A 15,720-nucleotide genomic window follows, 5' to 3' on the forward strand; every position below is an offset into this window, starting at 1 on the left:
TGTCCAGCAAACCGACAGCAGGCGATGTTCACCAGCGCGGCAATATCCACGAGCGCGGCGCCGGCACGAAGCCCCCATTGCGTGGGCCGTGACGGGCCGGGTTTTTGCTATGCTTGAAGTCCCCTCTTTCCCCGCACATTCATGCCCGCAACCCGATGGCGCCTCTCGTTCGCTAGCCAGCTCGTGGTTTTCTGGGCTCTGGTGGCGGTCATGTGTGCGCTCCTGATCGGGCTTGTCTGGTTCATGGCTCAGGGCAATCTGGGGCGGCAAATCAGCGTCGCACGCGAACAGACGCTGACCAGTTGCAAGGAAGTCGCCTCGCGCTACGACCTGTCGGTCGACCGCAGCACCGATCCGCAGAGCGCGCCGAACACGGACCTGATGCACGCGATTCTCGACGTCGTGCTCGCGCAGATGCCGGGCGTCGAAGGTGGTTTCTGGCGCTCGACAGACACCACGCGTGGCGTTTTCGACGCGTACGCGTTTCCGACCTACGAAGGCAGCGGCATCAAACGGGATATTCCCGAGGCCGAGACGCCGTTGATTCTGCGCACCCTTCGCGCGGCGACCGGCGGTCACGCGGCGTCCGATTTCGTCGAAGGCCAGCAGGACGCGGTGATCGTCGCGGCCTGTTCGGTGCCCAGGCGCGCCTCACTGTTTGCCTGGACGCTCACGCGGGTGCGGCCCCCGCTCGGTCATGACGGCAAGACCCTCGTCACCGGGCTTGCCGTGCTGCTCGCCGTGATCGTCGCGATCGCGATTGCGTTGGGAACGCGGCTGCGCCGCTGGCGTGCCAATCTTGCCTGGGTCGAGAAAAGCCTGAGCCGATCGACGGACCTGAATCTCCCTTTCACGCCGATCGAGCCCACGGGCGAGCCCGACCTCGACAAGATCGTCGTTGCATTCAACGCTTACGGTGCGCGCACGACGACACTGCAGCAGCAGGCGGGCGAACTCGACAGAAAGCTCGCGAGCGCCGAGCGGTTCGCCGCGCTTGGCCGGCTGGCGGCGCAAATTGCTCACGAGATCCGCAATCCGATCGGCGCGATGCGACTCAAAGCAGAGAACGCACTGGCCGGCGACGCGCAACGCAAGCACCGCGCGCTCGCCGCGATCCTCGAACAGATCCAGAGGGTCGAGGTGCAGTTGTCCGGTTTGCTTGCGCTCACGCAGCCCATTCGCATCCACAGGCAAGCGGTCGCCCTGCATGAATGGCTGATGGCGCGTGTCGAGTTGCATCTCGACTCGGCATCGCGGGCCGGCGTCACGCTCGGCCTCGCGCAGAACGTCGACATGCCGGACGAGGCGTGTTTCGATGCCGCTCAACTGGCCCGGGCGATCGACAATCTGATACTCAACGCGCTGCGGCATACTTCCTCCGGCGGACACGTAACGCTGCGCGCAACGCAGCATGAGGCGACCCTCAGCATCGAGGTCGCCGACGACGGACCGGGCGTGCCGGCCGCCGAGCGCGAGCGCATCTTCGAACCCTTCGTGACCAGCGAAGCCGCCGGCTCGGGGCTCGGTCTCGCCGTGGTGCGCGAGATCGCCGTGGCACATGGCGGTCGCGCTTTCTATGCCGCGCGCGAGCACGGCGCCTGTTTTGTGATCGAGATGCCATGCCGCACATCCTGATAGTCGACGACGACGACGCCTTCCGCGAAAGCCTCGCTGAAACGCTCGGCGATCTCGGTCACGACACGACGCAAGCGCGTAGTGGTCAAGAGGCGCTCAGCCTGCTCGGGGGCGGCACGCGGATCGATTGCATGTTTCTCGACTTCAGGATGCCGGACCTGAGCGGCATCGAGGTGCTCGAACGGTTGCGCGCAATGCCCGCGCGCGCGGCGCTGCCGGTGGTCGTGCTGACCGCTTTCGCCACCAGCGACAACACCATCCACGCCATGCGGCTCGGCGCCTTCGAGCATCTGACGAAGCCGGTCGGGCGCGACACGATCGCGACGCTGCTCATGAAGATCGACGCGTCGAACGGCGAGTTGTCGGGTACGGTACCCGCGGCGTCGGGCGAAGAGTCCGTCGACGCGAACACGCCGCGACTGCTCGGCAACAGCGAAGCCCTACGCGACGCGCAGAAGCAGATCGGTCGCGCGGCCGCCACCGATTCGACCGTGCTGATCACCGGCGAAACCGGCACCGGCAAGGAAGTCGCCGCCCGCGTGCTGCACGACGCCTCACGACGCCGGCACGCGCCGTTCGTGGCGATCAACTGCGCTGCGATCCCCGCCGAACTGCTGGAAAGCGAATTATTCGGCCACGTGAAAGGCGCCTACACCGGCGCGGCGACGCAGAGGACCGGACGGATCGCCGAGGCGGACGGCGGCACGCTGTTTCTCGACGAGATCGGCGATCTGCCGCTGCCCATGCAGGCCAAATTGCTACGCGTGATTCAGGAACGCACGCTCACGCCGGTCGGCAGCAATGCGACCGTACCGGTCGACGTGCGGATCGTCGCCGCCACGCACCGCGATCTCATGGCGGAGGTCGCCGCTCGCACGTTCCGGGAAGACCTGTTCTATCGCCTCAACGTGATTCCGATTCATCTGCCGCCGCTGCGCGAGCGCCCTGCCGACATACTGCCGCTCGCCGCGCATTTTCTCGCGACGGCCGCGAGCCTGGGCGGCCCGGCGCGAAGCTTGAGCAGTGACGCGGAGCGCCGTCTTCTCGGCCACGCGTGGCCGGGTAATGTGCGCGAGTTGAAAAACGCTGTTGAGCGTGTCGCGGCTCTCGCGCGCGGCCCGCTCGTCACGGACGACGATCTCGTCTTTCTGAGCGCGCCCCGCGCGTCGGCCAGCGAGATTCCTCTCGCACTGCTCGATCTGCCTTTGCCGCAGGCCATGGAATGGCTGGAACGTGCGGCGATAGAACGCGCGTTGCAGCAGACGGCGGGCAATCGCGCCGAAGCTGCGCGCCGGCTCGGCATCAGTCGCCAGTCGCTTTATACGAAAATGGCGGCGTACAAGCTCGATTAGTTTTGCGCAGGCGGTCCGCGTGCATGTCCAGTTGCCGGACACCCCATGTCCAGCAGACGGACATCTTCTTATGGCACCGCGGCCGACAGGCCCGATCTGGCGGCCATCGCGCAATGGCATAGCGCTTGCAAAGACTCCAGTACGACATTCCAGTCGAAGGAGTCTGATGATGAAACGGTTCAGTCTGACTGCGCCGGCGACGCTTGCGCTCGCCGTGATTGCGACTGCGGCGTGCGCAGCGCAACCCGCGCCGTTACCGCCAAACAGCGCAACAACGCAGCCCATGCCACCCATGCCGCCAGCCGCCGGCGGGTCTCTCCCGGGTGTGTCGAACAGTGCGGCGCCGATGCCTGCTCCGCCGAATGCCGGCGCCCCTCTGCCACCGCCGCAAGCGCGTGATAACGGACCGCTCGACGGCACACCCGCCACAGTGAGCGGCGTCGTCCGGCGGTTTCTGATCAATCCCGATGGCGACGTAGACGGCATGCTGCTCGCCGACAACACCCTGGTGCGTTTCCCGCCGCATGTGGGTAGCCAGGTAGCCAGCACGATATCGCCGGGAGACGCCGTCAATGTGAGCGGCTTCGCGCAGCAGCCGAACGGCACGTTGCGCGCGAGCCTGATCTCCGATACGAAAAGCGGTCGCAGTATCGCCGATCAGCCGCCGCCCGCCGACGCGCAGCGCCTGCCTCGTTCGCTGGCCGGTATCGGTCTGGTCAAGCTCAGTGCGGTGGGGCGCGTGCTGCGCGTCACGACGGCGCCTCGCGGCGAATCCGACGGCGTGCTGCTTGCCGACGGCACGGTGATCAAGCTGGCCCCGCCTGCTGCCCTGCAGTTTGCCAATCTGCTGCGTCCCGGAACCACAATCGCCGCACAAGGCTACGGCACCCGCAACCGATACGGCGAAGCGCTGCAGGCCACCGCATTCGGCACACCGGGCAATCTGACCACCCTCTACGGCAACGTGCCGCAGTAACTCATTCAAAGGAGTACACCCCATGCATTGGATCGATCCCGCCTGCCTGCCCGAAACCGTCGGTCAGGTCTCGCAATTCCTGCTCAATCCGCACGGCGAACTCGACGGCCTTATTCTCGAACGCAAGGGCCGCCCACCGCAGCAAGTGCATTTCCCACCGCATCTATCGAAACGTGTCGCGAGGCATGTTGCAATTGGCGACAGCGTGCGGGTCCGTGGCGTCAAACCTCGTTCGGCCGACCTCGTCGTGGCGATTTCGCTGACCACGAAGAACGCGCTCGAGATCGTCGACGACGGTCCGCCGCCTCCTCACGACCCCAAAGAGCATGCGCCGGCGAGCAAGACCAAACCGTCGGACGTACAGGGCGAAATCGTATTGCCGCTGTTCGGTCCCAAGGGGGAACTACGCGGCGCGTTGCTGGATGACGGTACGTCGCTGCGGATGCCGCCGCATGCCGCCGCTGAACTTACGGCCTATCTCACGCCGGGGGTTCATGTGCAGGCGTGGGGTGAAGGCATTGAAAATCGGTTCGGTCGCACGGTGAACGTGCATGAAATCGCCGAGCTCGTCGACGACGAGACGGAATGAGCATCGCGAAATGACAGTTCGCCGGTTGTAAATGACAGGCTGGTCCGTAATGGGTCGGGCAAGCCCTACATTTATTTCCGGCGCTGCCGTTATCGCGGCTATAGGACTTTTTCCGCTTCGAACGGATCTCCGCAATGGCCTGACCATTCCTGGGTGACTTCGTCGAAAAGGCGCCGATGTCACGCGGCTGAACCGGGCAAATTCAACAGAATCTTACTGTGTCTTTTTCCATATCCAACGGAAAGCTGGCTGTCTGGGCAGGACGACATTCTTTGATCGTCGGCGTTCTGGGCACGTTGATGGCCCTGGCGGTGACAGCGATCAGCCTCGCCACGCTTCAGGCCGCGAGGAACGAGGCATTGGAACATGCACACGACACCTCTAAAAACGTCACCTCGGTTCTCGTCAGCAACATCGAGCGGACCTTTGAAGCCTCCAACAATGCCCTTCTGACATTGATTGCAGCCTGGCAGAATCCTGCTGTGCAAAGCATGGACTCCGCAGCACGGCACAAGATTTTCTTTAACAGCACCTCAGCCGAGTACTTGACGGGTGCGGGCGTTACGGACAGTACTGGAGGGTTGATCGACGGCTGCTGCGGTACGTCCCATCACTGGAATTTTAGCGACCGGGACTATTTCGTGGCGCAGCGCGAGTCGGCAAACGCGGGGCTCTATCTTTCATCGCCTTATCGTGCGCGCTCGAGAAGCGGCGTCGAAGCCATTGCGTTGTCCAGGCGGATCAACCAGGCGGATGGATCATTCGGCGGTATCGTCATGGTCGCGATCGATCTGGCCTATTTCCGTCAGCTTCTTTCAAAGCTCGATGTGGGTCCTCACGGCATCACTGCGGTCGTCCGTACCGACGGTACGGTAATAGCAAGAAATCCCCCGCTCAGCACGGCTCAGACCATCACATCGGCGACTTTTTTCTCGCGTATGGTGAAACATGATTCCGGCTTCTATGCTGCGCGATCGTCTATCGACGGCACCGTTCGCTTATATACGTTTCAGCGCATTCCCGGCACGCCCCTGATTGCCGTCGTCGCGCCAGCGGAAAACGATATATTGGCCAGTTCCAGACGCATGACCTGGATGGTCGGCGTCTCCACGGCGACCATCGGCATAGCGTTCTGCGTCGTGGTATGGTTGCTTGCGTTCGCGCTCGGCGAGCATGTGAAAACACAGGTTCTGCTGACCAGGCTTACCCAGACAGACGCGCTCACCGGTGTCAAAAACCGCCGTGCGCTTGATGAGTTTCTGGAAAACGAGTGGGAAAGGCTTCGTCGCAACGATAGCTGCCTGTCGGTGCTTTTCGTCGATGCCGATCATTTCAAGCAATACAACGATACTTACGGTCACGCCCAAGGCGACCTTGCATTGAAATATCTCGCTGCGTGCATCAGACAGCATGCGATTCGCCGGGGTGATCTTACCGCGCGGTACGGCGGCGAAGAATTCGTCGTTGTGCTGCCCGATACCGATGAAGCGGAAGCGATGCAGGTGGCCGAGGCGATACGCCACGAGGTCGCAAACGGTTCAATCGATTTTTCCGGAACACCAACACGGCTTACGGTGAGCATCGGCTGCGCGACTGGCCGACGTGCGCATCCTCGATCGCTTGCGGAGTTGACAGGTAATGCGGATTCCGCGCTATATGCGGCCAAACGCGGCGGCAGAAATGCTGTCGTGCTTGCGGAGGATCAATTGCAAAATTGATAGCTGCGCCGCTTCAGCGCGATCCCCGGCGGCGGTTTGGAAACCGGAAACGTTGCGACTGGTTTCGCGATCTGGCTTCGTCAGTCATACATTTTGAGCACCTCCGCGAGCGCTCCTACGATTATCCTGTTCGAAAGACTCGGGTCCTTCACTGCGCGAGCGAGTGCAATTGAACCGACCCAGGTGCTGAAGATCATCACCGCTTTATCCTGGGCGTCGTCCGCCTCGGGAAAAGACCGGGCGAGCAAGTCGATGATTTCACCGACCCGTTCGGTAAATACCTCGCGGGTGGCGTCGGGAGCGCGCGCCAAGTCGTTGACCAGCGCTGAAATTGGGCAACCTCTGCCGACGTTGTTCCGATGACTGACCGACACGTAGGTGCTTATCGCACGCTGAGGCTCCGTCCTGAGCGCGTCCTGAATATGTTCGATGTCCCGCAACGCCAGGATGAAAGCTTCCGTCACAAGCGCATCGCGTGACTCGAAATGTTTGTAGAAGCCGCCGACGGTTAAGCCAGCCTCTTTCATGATGTCGCCGACACTAATCCCGTCAATGCCGCGCTCGCGCAAACGACGTGCTGCGACCTCTACGATCCGCTGATGCGTGGCCAGTTTGTCCGCTTGCGAATGCCCCATTTTTTCCTTCTCCAAGATATATTGTCCCGCGAGGCGATCGGCAGCGCCGCTCGCCCGGCTCTCAGGCAAACCGCGCCGAGTGCTTCCTGATAAACGCCTGTACCGTCATCGGCGGAGTGCCGGTCAATTCCTCGATGAAGGAATTGGTGCCCGCGAAAATGCCGTTCTGGTAATCGACGGCAACCGACAGCAGATGCTGCGTGAAGGTGTCGCTAAATTTTGCATCGGTGTCGAGGCGTTTTTTGAACAGATCCAGATCGACCGGCTGATACGTCACCGTCCTATCCAACGCCTTGCTTATCTCTGCCGCAATCTCGTGGTGATTCATTTCGACTGGTCCGTACAGCGGATACACCTTGCCCGCATGCGGTGCCGGATCGCGAAGGATGGCGGCAATCACGCGCCCCTGATCCTCGGCGGCAATCGGCGCATGACGCCCATCTCCGAAAGGCAGACGTAACACTCCGTCGTTTTTGATGCTCGCGACCTGCCCCGGATAAGTCAGCCATTGAGCGAAGAACGTAGGGCGGAGATGCGTGACCGGCGTGCCAGCCCAGTCGAACACCTGCTCCGATATCCAGTGGTCTCGCGCGGCATGGCTTTTCGCTTCACGGCGAGCCGAAATCTGCGACATGTTCACAATGGATTCGATACCGGTTTCGCGGGCGGCCTGCGCGAAAGAAGCGCTGGCCGCTATCCCTCCCGATTCGATCGGATAAACGAAATAGGCCGATGAGATGCCTTCAAGGGCGAGCGCGACGTCGTCGATATTCGAGAGATCGCCAACCAGCACCTCGACACCCTGCGCGCGCAGCCGCTCTGAACGGGCGTCCTCGCGTCGCACCAGGGTTCGGACCTGTTCGCCTGCAGCCAGAAGGGCAGTTGTCGCTGCTCCGCCCGTGTCGCCAGTCGCACCTGCGACAAAAAATTTACCCAAAGCCATTTGAAAGCTCCGTTCAATTCATTAAATGGGACGGTGACGAACACCTCGGCCACCGGATCTGAACTGGAGTATAGTCGTAATCCTGAGTGGCGATTGATGATAGTTTCGCCCTAGTCTTTTGCAGAATGTCGCGCTCGACGCATGTGCCAACGGCGTTAAGCTGCGTCCGCAAACGCACGCTGCACATGAAAATCGAAGACGGCGTCCTTTCCGGGCGACCCTTCAACGGAGAATGTTTCGCCATGATCGCTCACACCTTCGCCTCACCCCGTCATTCCACACGCTACTGGGAGGCTGGACCCACCGAGGGGCCATTGATGATCTTCCTTCACGGCTGGCCCGGGATCGGTCTGATGTGGCGCGCGCAGATCGAAGCGTTCGCGTCGGCGGGCTGGCGCTGCATTGCACCGGACATGCGCGGGTACGGCGGTTCGTCGACACCAGGCGCGCCCGATGCCTATGCGCTCAAAGAGATCGTTGACGACATGGTCGAACTTCATGACCACCTGGGCGCAAGGCCGGCAATATGGGTCGGCCACGACCTCGGCAGCCCGGTGGCCGGTGCGCTCGCTGCGCATCACGCGGCGCGCTGCCGTGCGGTCGTATTCGTCTCCGTTCCGTATATGCCCGAGGGCTTCGGGTTGCGCAGTCTGCTGCCGCTGGTCGATCGGGCGCTCTACCCCGCCGACCAGTATCCGGACGGGCAATGGGACTACTACCGCTTCTATCCCACGCATTTCGATCAGACCGTGACCGACTTCAATGCCGAGATTGCGTCGTCACTGGCAGCGATCTATCGGTCTGGAACCCCGAAGTCGGTGGGACAGATCTATCGGTCTGCGACGGTTTCGCGCAACGGAGGCTGGTTCGGGACGGCACATCGCGCGCCAACGGTAGCGCCGGACGCGGCGCTCTGGCCATCCGCCGATTTCGACGCGCTGGTTGAAGCGTTCCGTGTGACCGGTTTTCGTCCGGGTAACAGTTGGTATCTGAACGATGACGCCAACCTCGCCTACGCTGGAACTGCGCCCGACAGCGGTCGCCTGAGCCAACCTGTGCTGTTCGTGAACGGCGAATTCGATGGCATCTGCGACATCACCCGCAGCGCTCTCGGCGACCCCATGCGAAACGCCTGCACCGATCTGTCTGTGGCCACGCTGGACGCAGGGCATTGGCTGCCGCTCGAACACAAGGCCGAGCTCGTCCGGGCAATCCGCGCCTGGCTCAAGGCGAAGGGACTGTCGTAGCCATCACGTCAACATGCTGACCCGCATCGAATCCTGAACGTCGATCCAAGGAGTTAAATGAAATGAGCGCCTCGAACAACCACGGCATCAAGCAATACGACATTGAAACCAATGGCATTACCTTGCATGTGACGGAGCAGGGAGAGGGGCCCGCCGTGCTGTTCTGCCACGGCTTTCCGGACACCGCCTACACGTGGCGCGCGCAGATGAAAAATATGGCGAAGGCAGGTTATCGGGCCATTGCCCCAGACATGCGTGGTTACGGGCGAAGCTCGGCTCCGGCCGACGCCAACCTGTACACGCCGTTGCACACGACAGGCGACCTGATCGGTCTACTCGATGCGCTAGCGATTCCCCGCGCCATTCTTGTCGGTCATGACTGGGGCGCAACGCACGCGTGGAACGCGGCGCTGATGCGCCCGGACCGATTCGCGGCGGTATTCTGCCTCAGTGTCCCGTTCGTGCCGCGCGGAGACGTCAGTGTTTTCGACAGAATGCGAAAGGCGGGGCATCAAGACAAGTTCTATATGTTCGAGCAGATTCGGGCCGACGCCGACGAAGTCTGGGCCGACGCCGCGGTGACCATTCCCGGCATTCTGTATTGGGCATCGGGTACTGCGCCAACCGGCCAGCAGTGGAGCCCCATGGATCCGGCCCGGAGCCTTTATCGTGCGGCTCCCGTAGCGTTGCCTGCGTGGGCGTCCCCGGACTATGTCACGCATAACATCGCCGAATTTCAGCGCACCGGCTTCCACGGGGGACTGAATTACTACCGCGCGGCAGAGCCGTATTTCGTCCTGTCCGCTCCGTGGAAAGGCGCGAAAGTCGTTCAACCGTCGTTTTTTATCTGGGGTAAAGCGGACGGTTTGAGAGAGTTATATCCGCTTAACCTGAACGACCTTCGCGCTGGCTTACCGGGCCTTGCAGGAGGAATCGAACTCGATAACGTTGGGCATTGGGTTCAACATGAGGCCGCCGACGAGGTCAGCGACCAACTGCTGAAGTTCGTGCGTACCGTGGATCTCACATGATCGTTAGGTGCGCTGCCCGGTTTGCTCGCGCTTCAGGCTCTGCGTTTAAGGTCGCGAAGAAGAGGAGGCGCGACAGCCTCACGCGCGTCTTAAATGAATCTTGCGTTCCAGTGCGCGGGCACACGTTGGCGTCGGCGCACGACCTGCCGCCCCGCCTCTATCGCTGCCCCAGATCCAACCCCACCAGCCGCGCCGCCGTCGCAAGATAAACCGCCGATGGCTGCCGACGGTATTCACAAAGACACGTGTACGCCATCTTGATCACATGATCGTCGTCCGCGGCCACGGCTAATCGCCGCACGTCGCTCCAACTCACTTCGGACTCGGGCACCACATCCATTCCCACGCCCACCTGCCTGCCCACCGTGACATAAGCCGCGCACATCGCCCCCCACAACCCAGGCAACAATCGCTTCGCCATCTCCCCCGGCAATTGCGCGAAAAGAATCCGCGCCGCGTGGGTAGCGGTCACCGTATGGAGTATCGTGAAATTTCGTGAGCGCCAGTAAGCGGCAATCGTCGCTCGCGCCAGATCGTCGAGTAAACAGGTCGAGGCCGGCGGTGCAAGAACGGCCTGCCTGAATCGCACGTCGCTTGCCACAACGCGCAAGCGCGACGTAATCGAACTCCCTTCGACAGCGCCGCCGCCCATCGCGTCGATGACGTGTTCAAACCCCGCCTCAACGCTTTCCGCCGCACGACTTGGGTCAAACTGCAAATCAACGGGCAGATGCGAGCAAACCAACGCCGCGAGGCCCGATGCGATCTCGCCAGAATGGGCCGCCTCAATGCCATACGCCAGCCTGATCAGCGCATGAAAGGCCTGCGTGGCCGGTGCGAACGGCACGTCGTTCAGCACGGCCACGATGACCGGAACAGATCCGACTTCAGTGATCCATTCCAGAAAAAATACACGCAAAGCACCGAACGCTGCGGCGTTGCCCAAGTGCTCGGACCAATCTTCGCGAGCAATGACCACGTCGACCGGCGGAGCGCGCAACGCGTACTCCCGCTCCCATCTATCGAAGAAAGCCTGCAATCTTTCCGCGGACGCCCCCATTTCGGCCAAGGCTAAAAGCGCCATCGGACAATGGTTAGTCGTTCCTCTGGCCGCCAGATCAAACCGGGCATTCGCATCCAGCAGTTCCTTCAACTTGAGCCTGACCGGGTCTATCCGCATCTCGACGTCCTTCGATCAAAGAAAGAGCGCAACGGAAACCCTCACTCGATCTCCACGCGCGGCACCCGCACCCACCCTTCCATCAACACCCGTGCACTGCGACTCATGATGGCCTTGGTCACGGTCCACTCCCCGCCGTGCTCCCGCGCCTCCGCCCCCACGCGCAACGTGCCCGACGGATGCCCGAATCGCACCGCCTCGCGCGCGCCCCCACCCGCCGCCAGGTTCACCAGCGTGCCCGGGATCGCCGCCGCCGTGCCGATCGCCACCGCCGCCGTGCCCATCATTGCGTGATGCAGCTTGCCCATCGACATTGCCCGTACCAGCAAATCGACGTCTCCCGCTGCAATGCGTTTGCCACTCGACGCTACGTACCCAGCCGGTTTCGCGACAAACGCCACCTTCGGCGTATGCTGCCGCGTCGCGATCTCATCGAGTTGCCTGATCAGACCCATTCGCAGCGCGCCGTGCGCACGAATCGTCTCGAACATCGCGAGTGCTTTCTCGTCGCTATTAATCGCGTCCTGCAACTCCGTGCCTTGGTACCCGATCGCTTCCGCCTCGATAAAAATCGTCGGAATACCCGCATTGATCATGGTCGCCTTCAACGTGCCGAGGCCCGGCACTTCAAGGTCATCCACCAGATTGCCGGTCGGGAACATCGACCCGCCGCCGCCTTCCTCTTCCGCCGCCGGGTCCATGAATTCAAGCTGAACCTCGGCCGCCGGAAAGGTCACGCCGTCCAGTTCGAAATCGCCGGTTTCCTGCACAGCGCCATCCGTCATCGGCACATGGCCGATGATCGTCTTACCGATATTGGCCTGCCAGATCCTTACGATAGCCACACCGTCGCGCGGAATCCGGCTCGGATCGACCAGACCCGCGCTAATCGCGAACGGGCCGACCGCGGCGGAAAGATTGCCGCAATTCCCGCTCCAGTCGACAAAAGCCTGATCGATCGACACCTGCCCGAACAGGTAATCCACGTCGTGATCGGGCTTGCTGCTTCTGGCAATGATCACCGTCTTGCTCGTGCTCGACGTCGCGCCGCCCATACCGTCGATCTGTTTGCCATACGGATCGGGACTGCCGATCACGCGCATCAGCAATGCATCGCGCGCGGCGCCCGGTACTTGCGCCGACTCGGGCAAATCCTGCAGGCGAAAGAACACACCTTTGCTGGTGCCGCCACGCATATAGGTAGCCGGAATCTTGATCTGGGGGGGGTGGGCCATGAAAGTGTCCTGATATGGGCGAGCGGCCCTAACAACCGGCACCGCTCGCACCTGCGTTACGTTTGCCGCCAGGCGCCGCATGAAGCGATAAAACCCCTTCAATGCAGTGCCGGCGGCGCAACTAATCCAACCAATCCAACCGATCCAACCGAAAGACTAATCAAGCAGCCTTACGCCGCCGCCTTCGACGATTCCAGAAAGTCCTGCGCGAAGCGTTGCAACACACCGCCGGCTTCGTAAATCGACACCTCTTCCGCGGTATCGAGCCGGCATGTCACCGGCACGTCGACACGCTCGCCGTTCTTGCGATGAATCACCAGCGTCAAATCCGCGCGCGGCTTGCGCTCACCAATCACGTCGAACGTTTCAGTACCGTCGATAGACAGCGTAAGCCGGTTCACACCCGGCTTGAACTCCAGCGGCAGCACGCCCATGCCGACGAGGTTCGTGCGGTGAATCCGTTCGAAGCCCTCCGCCACGATCGCTTCCGCACCGGCAAGCCGCACACCCTTGGCAGCCCAGTCGCGCGACGACCCCTGGCCATAATCCGCCCCGGCAATCACGATCAACGGCTGCTTGCGCTCCATATACGTTTCGATGGCTTCCCACATGCGCGTGACCTTGCCGTCAGGCTCGATACGCGCCAACGAACCGGCCTTCACCTTGCCGTCCTCGACCACCATCTCGTTCTTCAGCGTCGGATTCGCAAAGGTGGCGCGCTGTGCGGTCAGATGATCGCCGCGATGCGTTGCGTACGAATTGAAGTCCTCTTCCGGCAAGCCCATTTTCGCGAGGTATTCGCCCGACGCGCTATCCGGCAGAATCGCGTTGGAAGGCGACAGGTGATCCGTTGTGATGTTGTCGCCCAGCACGGCGAGCGGTCGCATGCCGCTGAGCGTGCGCTCACCCGCAAGCGCGCCTTCCCAATACGGCGGACGTCGAATGTAAGTACTCATCTCACGCCAGTCGTACAGCGGATTCGCCGGCTCGCCCGTATCCACCGACACCGCGAACATCGGCTCGTACACCTTGCGGAATTGCTCCGGCTTCACGCTCGAAGCAACGATCGCGTCGATCTCCGCGTCGGTCGGCCAGATATCCTTCAGCGTGACCGCGTGACCGTCGGCATCGACACCGAGCACATCTTTCTCGATATCGAAACGGATCGTGCCTGCAATTGCATACGCCACCACCAACGGCGGCGAAGCGAGAAACGCCTGCTTCGCGTACGGATGAATCCGGCCATCGAAATTCCGGTTACCCGACAGCACGGCGGTCGCATACAGATCGCGCTCGACCACTTCCTTCTGAATCACCGGGTCCAGCGCACCTGACATCCCATTGCACGACGTACACGCATACGCGACCACGCCGAAGCCGAGTTGCTCCAGTTCCGGCAGCAAGCCGGCCTCTTCCAGATACAACGTCACCGCTTTCGACCCCGGCGCGAGCGACGTCTTCGCCCACGGCTTGCGGGTCAGGCCGCGCCGGTTCGCATTACGCGCGAGCAGGCCCGCGGCGATCATGTTGCGCGGATTATTGGTGTTCGTGCAACTGGTGATCGCGGCGATGATCACTGCGCCGTCCGGCATCAACCCCGGCTCGTTCTCGACCTTGCCGCTGATGCCGCGCGACGCCAGTTCCGACACCGGCAAACGACGGTGCGGATTCGACGGACCGGCCAACGTGCGAACCACCGTCGACAGATCGAACCTGAGCACGCGTTCGTATTCGGCGTGCTTCAGGCTATCGGCCCACAGGCCGGTTTCCTTCGCATACGTCTCAACCAGCTTGACGAGTTCGTCGTCGCGGCCGGTGAGCTTCAGATACTTGATGGTTTGTTCGTCGATATAAAACATCGCCGCCGTTGCGCCGAATTCCGGCGCCATGTTGGCGATCGTCGCGCGGTCGCCGAGCGTCAGACTTGCCGTACCCGCACCATAAAATTCGAGGTAAGCGCCGACCACTTTTTCCTTGCGCAGGAATTCGGTCAGCGAGAGCACCACGTCGGTCGCGGTGATGCCTTCGGCCGGCTTGCCCGTCAGTTCCACACCGACGATATCCGGCAGCCGCATATATGAAGCGCGGCCCAACATGACGCTCTCCGCCTCGAGTCCGCCCACGCCGATCGCGATCACGCCGAGCGCGTCCACCATCGGCGTATGGGAATCCGTGCCGACCAGCGTGTCGGGAAACGCCACGCCGTCTTTCACCTGCACCACCGGGCTCATCCGTTCGAGATTGATCTGGTGCAGGATGCCGTTGCCCGGCGGAATCACGTCGACGTTCTTGAACGCGCGCTTGGTCCAGTTGATGAAGTCGAAGCGGTCTTCGTTACGACGGTCTTCGATCGCGCGGTTCTTCGCGAACGCGTCAGGATCGAAACCCCCGCATTCGACGGCCAGCGAATGGTCCACCACGAGTTGCGTCGGCACCACCGGGTTGACCAGCGCAGGATCGCCGCCTTGCGCGGCAATCGCATCGCGCAAGCCCGCGAGGTCGACCAGCGCGGTCTGGCCGAGAATGTCGTGACACACCACGCGCGCCGGAAACCACGGGAAATCCAGCTCGCGTTTGCGTTCGATGATCTGTTTCAGCGACGCGACCAGCGTGACCGGATCGCAGCGCCGCACCAGGTTTTCGGCCAGCACGCGCGAGGTGTACGGCAAGGTGTCGTAAGCGCCGGGCTGGATCGCATCGACTGCGGCGCGCGTGTCGAAGAAGTCCAGTTGGGTGCCGGGAAGGCGTTTGCGGTTGGCAGTATTCATGGCGTAGGGGACGAACAGTAATGATCCGGGGACGACGGCTGGTGCCGGTCGCCATCCGCTGATCCTCGTTAGCGGCGCTCGGCCGGCGGATCAGTCGGACAGTGTGAGTAGTTTAGCTCGCTGTGGCTCGCTGGTTTGCTGGTGGCCGGGTAAACGCGCCGTTTCATGCCGCTGCAAAAAACGACCTTGGCTCGGGGTTCCAGCGAGCCAAGGCCTAACTTCATTGCATCGCGCTCTAGGGACGCAATGGAGGAGAAAACGCAGACGGTGTTACACGCGCTTCGCGAGCGGCACGAACGGCAGATCGTCCGGACCGGTGTAATTCGCGCTCGGGCGGATGATCTTGTTGTCGATCCGTTGCTCGATGATGTGCGCGCTCCAGCCGGCCGTGCGGGCAATCACGAACAGCGG

General features: G+C 62.1%; 13 protein-coding genes. 7 read left to right on the top strand and 6 right to left on the bottom strand.

Going from position 1 to position 15,720, the window contains the following annotated elements; translation table 11 throughout:
• Positions 1–210: 210 nt before the first annotated feature.
• The 5 genes from BX591_RS31240 (at position 211) to BX591_RS31260 (ending at position 6,270) form a co-directional block, all read left to right on the top strand.
• Complete coding sequence (locus BX591_RS31240; protein WP_244147013.1) at positions 211–1,635, top strand: sensor histidine kinase; 1,425 nt, start codon at positions 211–213, stop codon at positions 1,633–1,635.
• Complete coding sequence (locus BX591_RS31245) at positions 1,620–2,987, top strand: sigma-54-dependent transcriptional regulator (protein WP_111935178.1); 1,368 nt, start codon at positions 1,620–1,622, stop codon at positions 2,985–2,987. The genes BX591_RS31240 and BX591_RS31245 overlap by 16 nt, the downstream gene beginning before the upstream one ends.
• Positions 2,988–3,333: 346 nt before the next feature.
• Positions 3,334–3,963: a hypothetical protein gene (locus tag BX591_RS31250; RefSeq protein WP_244147014.1), complete on the top strand. Its 630-nt coding sequence runs from the start codon at positions 3,334–3,336 to the stop codon at positions 3,961–3,963.
• 22 nt (positions 3,964–3,985) lie between these two features.
• On the top strand, positions 3,986–4,552 hold the full coding sequence (locus tag BX591_RS31255; protein ID WP_111935180.1) for a hypothetical protein: 567 nt from the start codon (positions 3,986–3,988) through the stop codon (positions 4,550–4,552).
• Between the two features lie 218 nt (positions 4,553–4,770).
• Positions 4,771–6,270 (top strand): sensor domain-containing diguanylate cyclase, encoded by a 1,500-nt coding sequence (locus BX591_RS31260; protein ID WP_420849442.1) that lies wholly within the window; start codon positions 4,771–4,773, stop codon positions 6,268–6,270.
• An 80-nt stretch (positions 6,271–6,350) separates the two neighbouring features.
• Here BX591_RS31260 and BX591_RS31265 read toward each other — a convergent pair whose 3' ends face one another.
• Positions 6,351–6,920: a TetR/AcrR family transcriptional regulator gene (locus BX591_RS31265; RefSeq protein ID WP_244147015.1), complete on the bottom strand. Its 570-nt coding sequence runs from the start codon at positions 6,918–6,920 to the stop codon at positions 6,351–6,353.
• A gap of 46 nt (positions 6,921–6,966) precedes the next feature.
• Positions 6,967–7,848 carry an NmrA family NAD(P)-binding protein gene (locus BX591_RS31270; protein ID WP_111935181.1) on the bottom strand — a complete coding sequence of 294 codons (882 nt, stop codon included), beginning with the start codon at positions 7,846–7,848 and terminating at the stop codon, positions 6,967–6,969.
• A 185-nt stretch (positions 7,849–8,033) separates the two neighbouring features.
• Here BX591_RS31270 and BX591_RS31275 point away from each other — a divergent pair, with 185 nt between their 5' ends.
• Together BX591_RS31275 and BX591_RS31280 are read left to right on the top strand one after the other, a co-directional pair.
• Positions 8,034–9,095 (top strand): alpha/beta fold hydrolase, encoded by a 1,062-nt coding sequence (locus BX591_RS31275; protein WP_167444652.1) that lies wholly within the window; start codon positions 8,034–8,036, stop codon positions 9,093–9,095.
• Between the two features lie 62 nt (positions 9,096–9,157).
• A complete protein-coding gene (locus tag BX591_RS31280) occupies positions 9,158–10,126 on the top strand; it encodes an alpha/beta fold hydrolase (protein WP_111935182.1) in 969 nt (322 codons plus the stop codon).
• A 157-nt stretch (positions 10,127–10,283) separates the two neighbouring features.
• On the opposite strand, the gene BX591_RS31285 is transcribed toward BX591_RS31280, so the two are convergent.
• The 4 genes from BX591_RS31285 to BX591_RS31300 form a co-directional block, all read right to left on the bottom strand.
• Positions 10,284–11,306, bottom strand: a complete 1,023-nt coding sequence (locus BX591_RS31285) for a questin oxidase family protein (protein ID WP_111935183.1) — start codon at positions 11,304–11,306, stop codon at positions 10,284–10,286.
• A 41-nt stretch (positions 11,307–11,347) separates the two neighbouring features.
• A complete protein-coding gene (prpF, locus tag BX591_RS31290; RefSeq protein WP_111935184.1) occupies positions 11,348–12,541 on the bottom strand; it encodes a 2-methylaconitate cis-trans isomerase PrpF in 1,194 nt (397 codons plus the stop codon).
• Between the two features lie 170 nt (positions 12,542–12,711).
• A complete protein-coding gene (gene acnD, locus BX591_RS31295) occupies positions 12,712–15,309 on the bottom strand; it encodes a Fe/S-dependent 2-methylisocitrate dehydratase AcnD (protein WP_111935185.1) in 2,598 nt (865 codons plus the stop codon).
• A gap of 270 nt (positions 15,310–15,579) precedes the next feature.
• Positions 15,580–15,720, bottom strand: a 141-nt coding sequence (locus BX591_RS31300; RefSeq protein WP_338068911.1) for a citrate/2-methylcitrate synthase, incomplete at its 5' end; no start/stop codon positions are given.

This window comes from Paraburkholderia bryophila (genome assembly GCF_003269035.1).
Lineage (GTDB): Bacteria > Pseudomonadota > Gammaproteobacteria > Burkholderiales > Burkholderiaceae > Paraburkholderia > Paraburkholderia bryophila.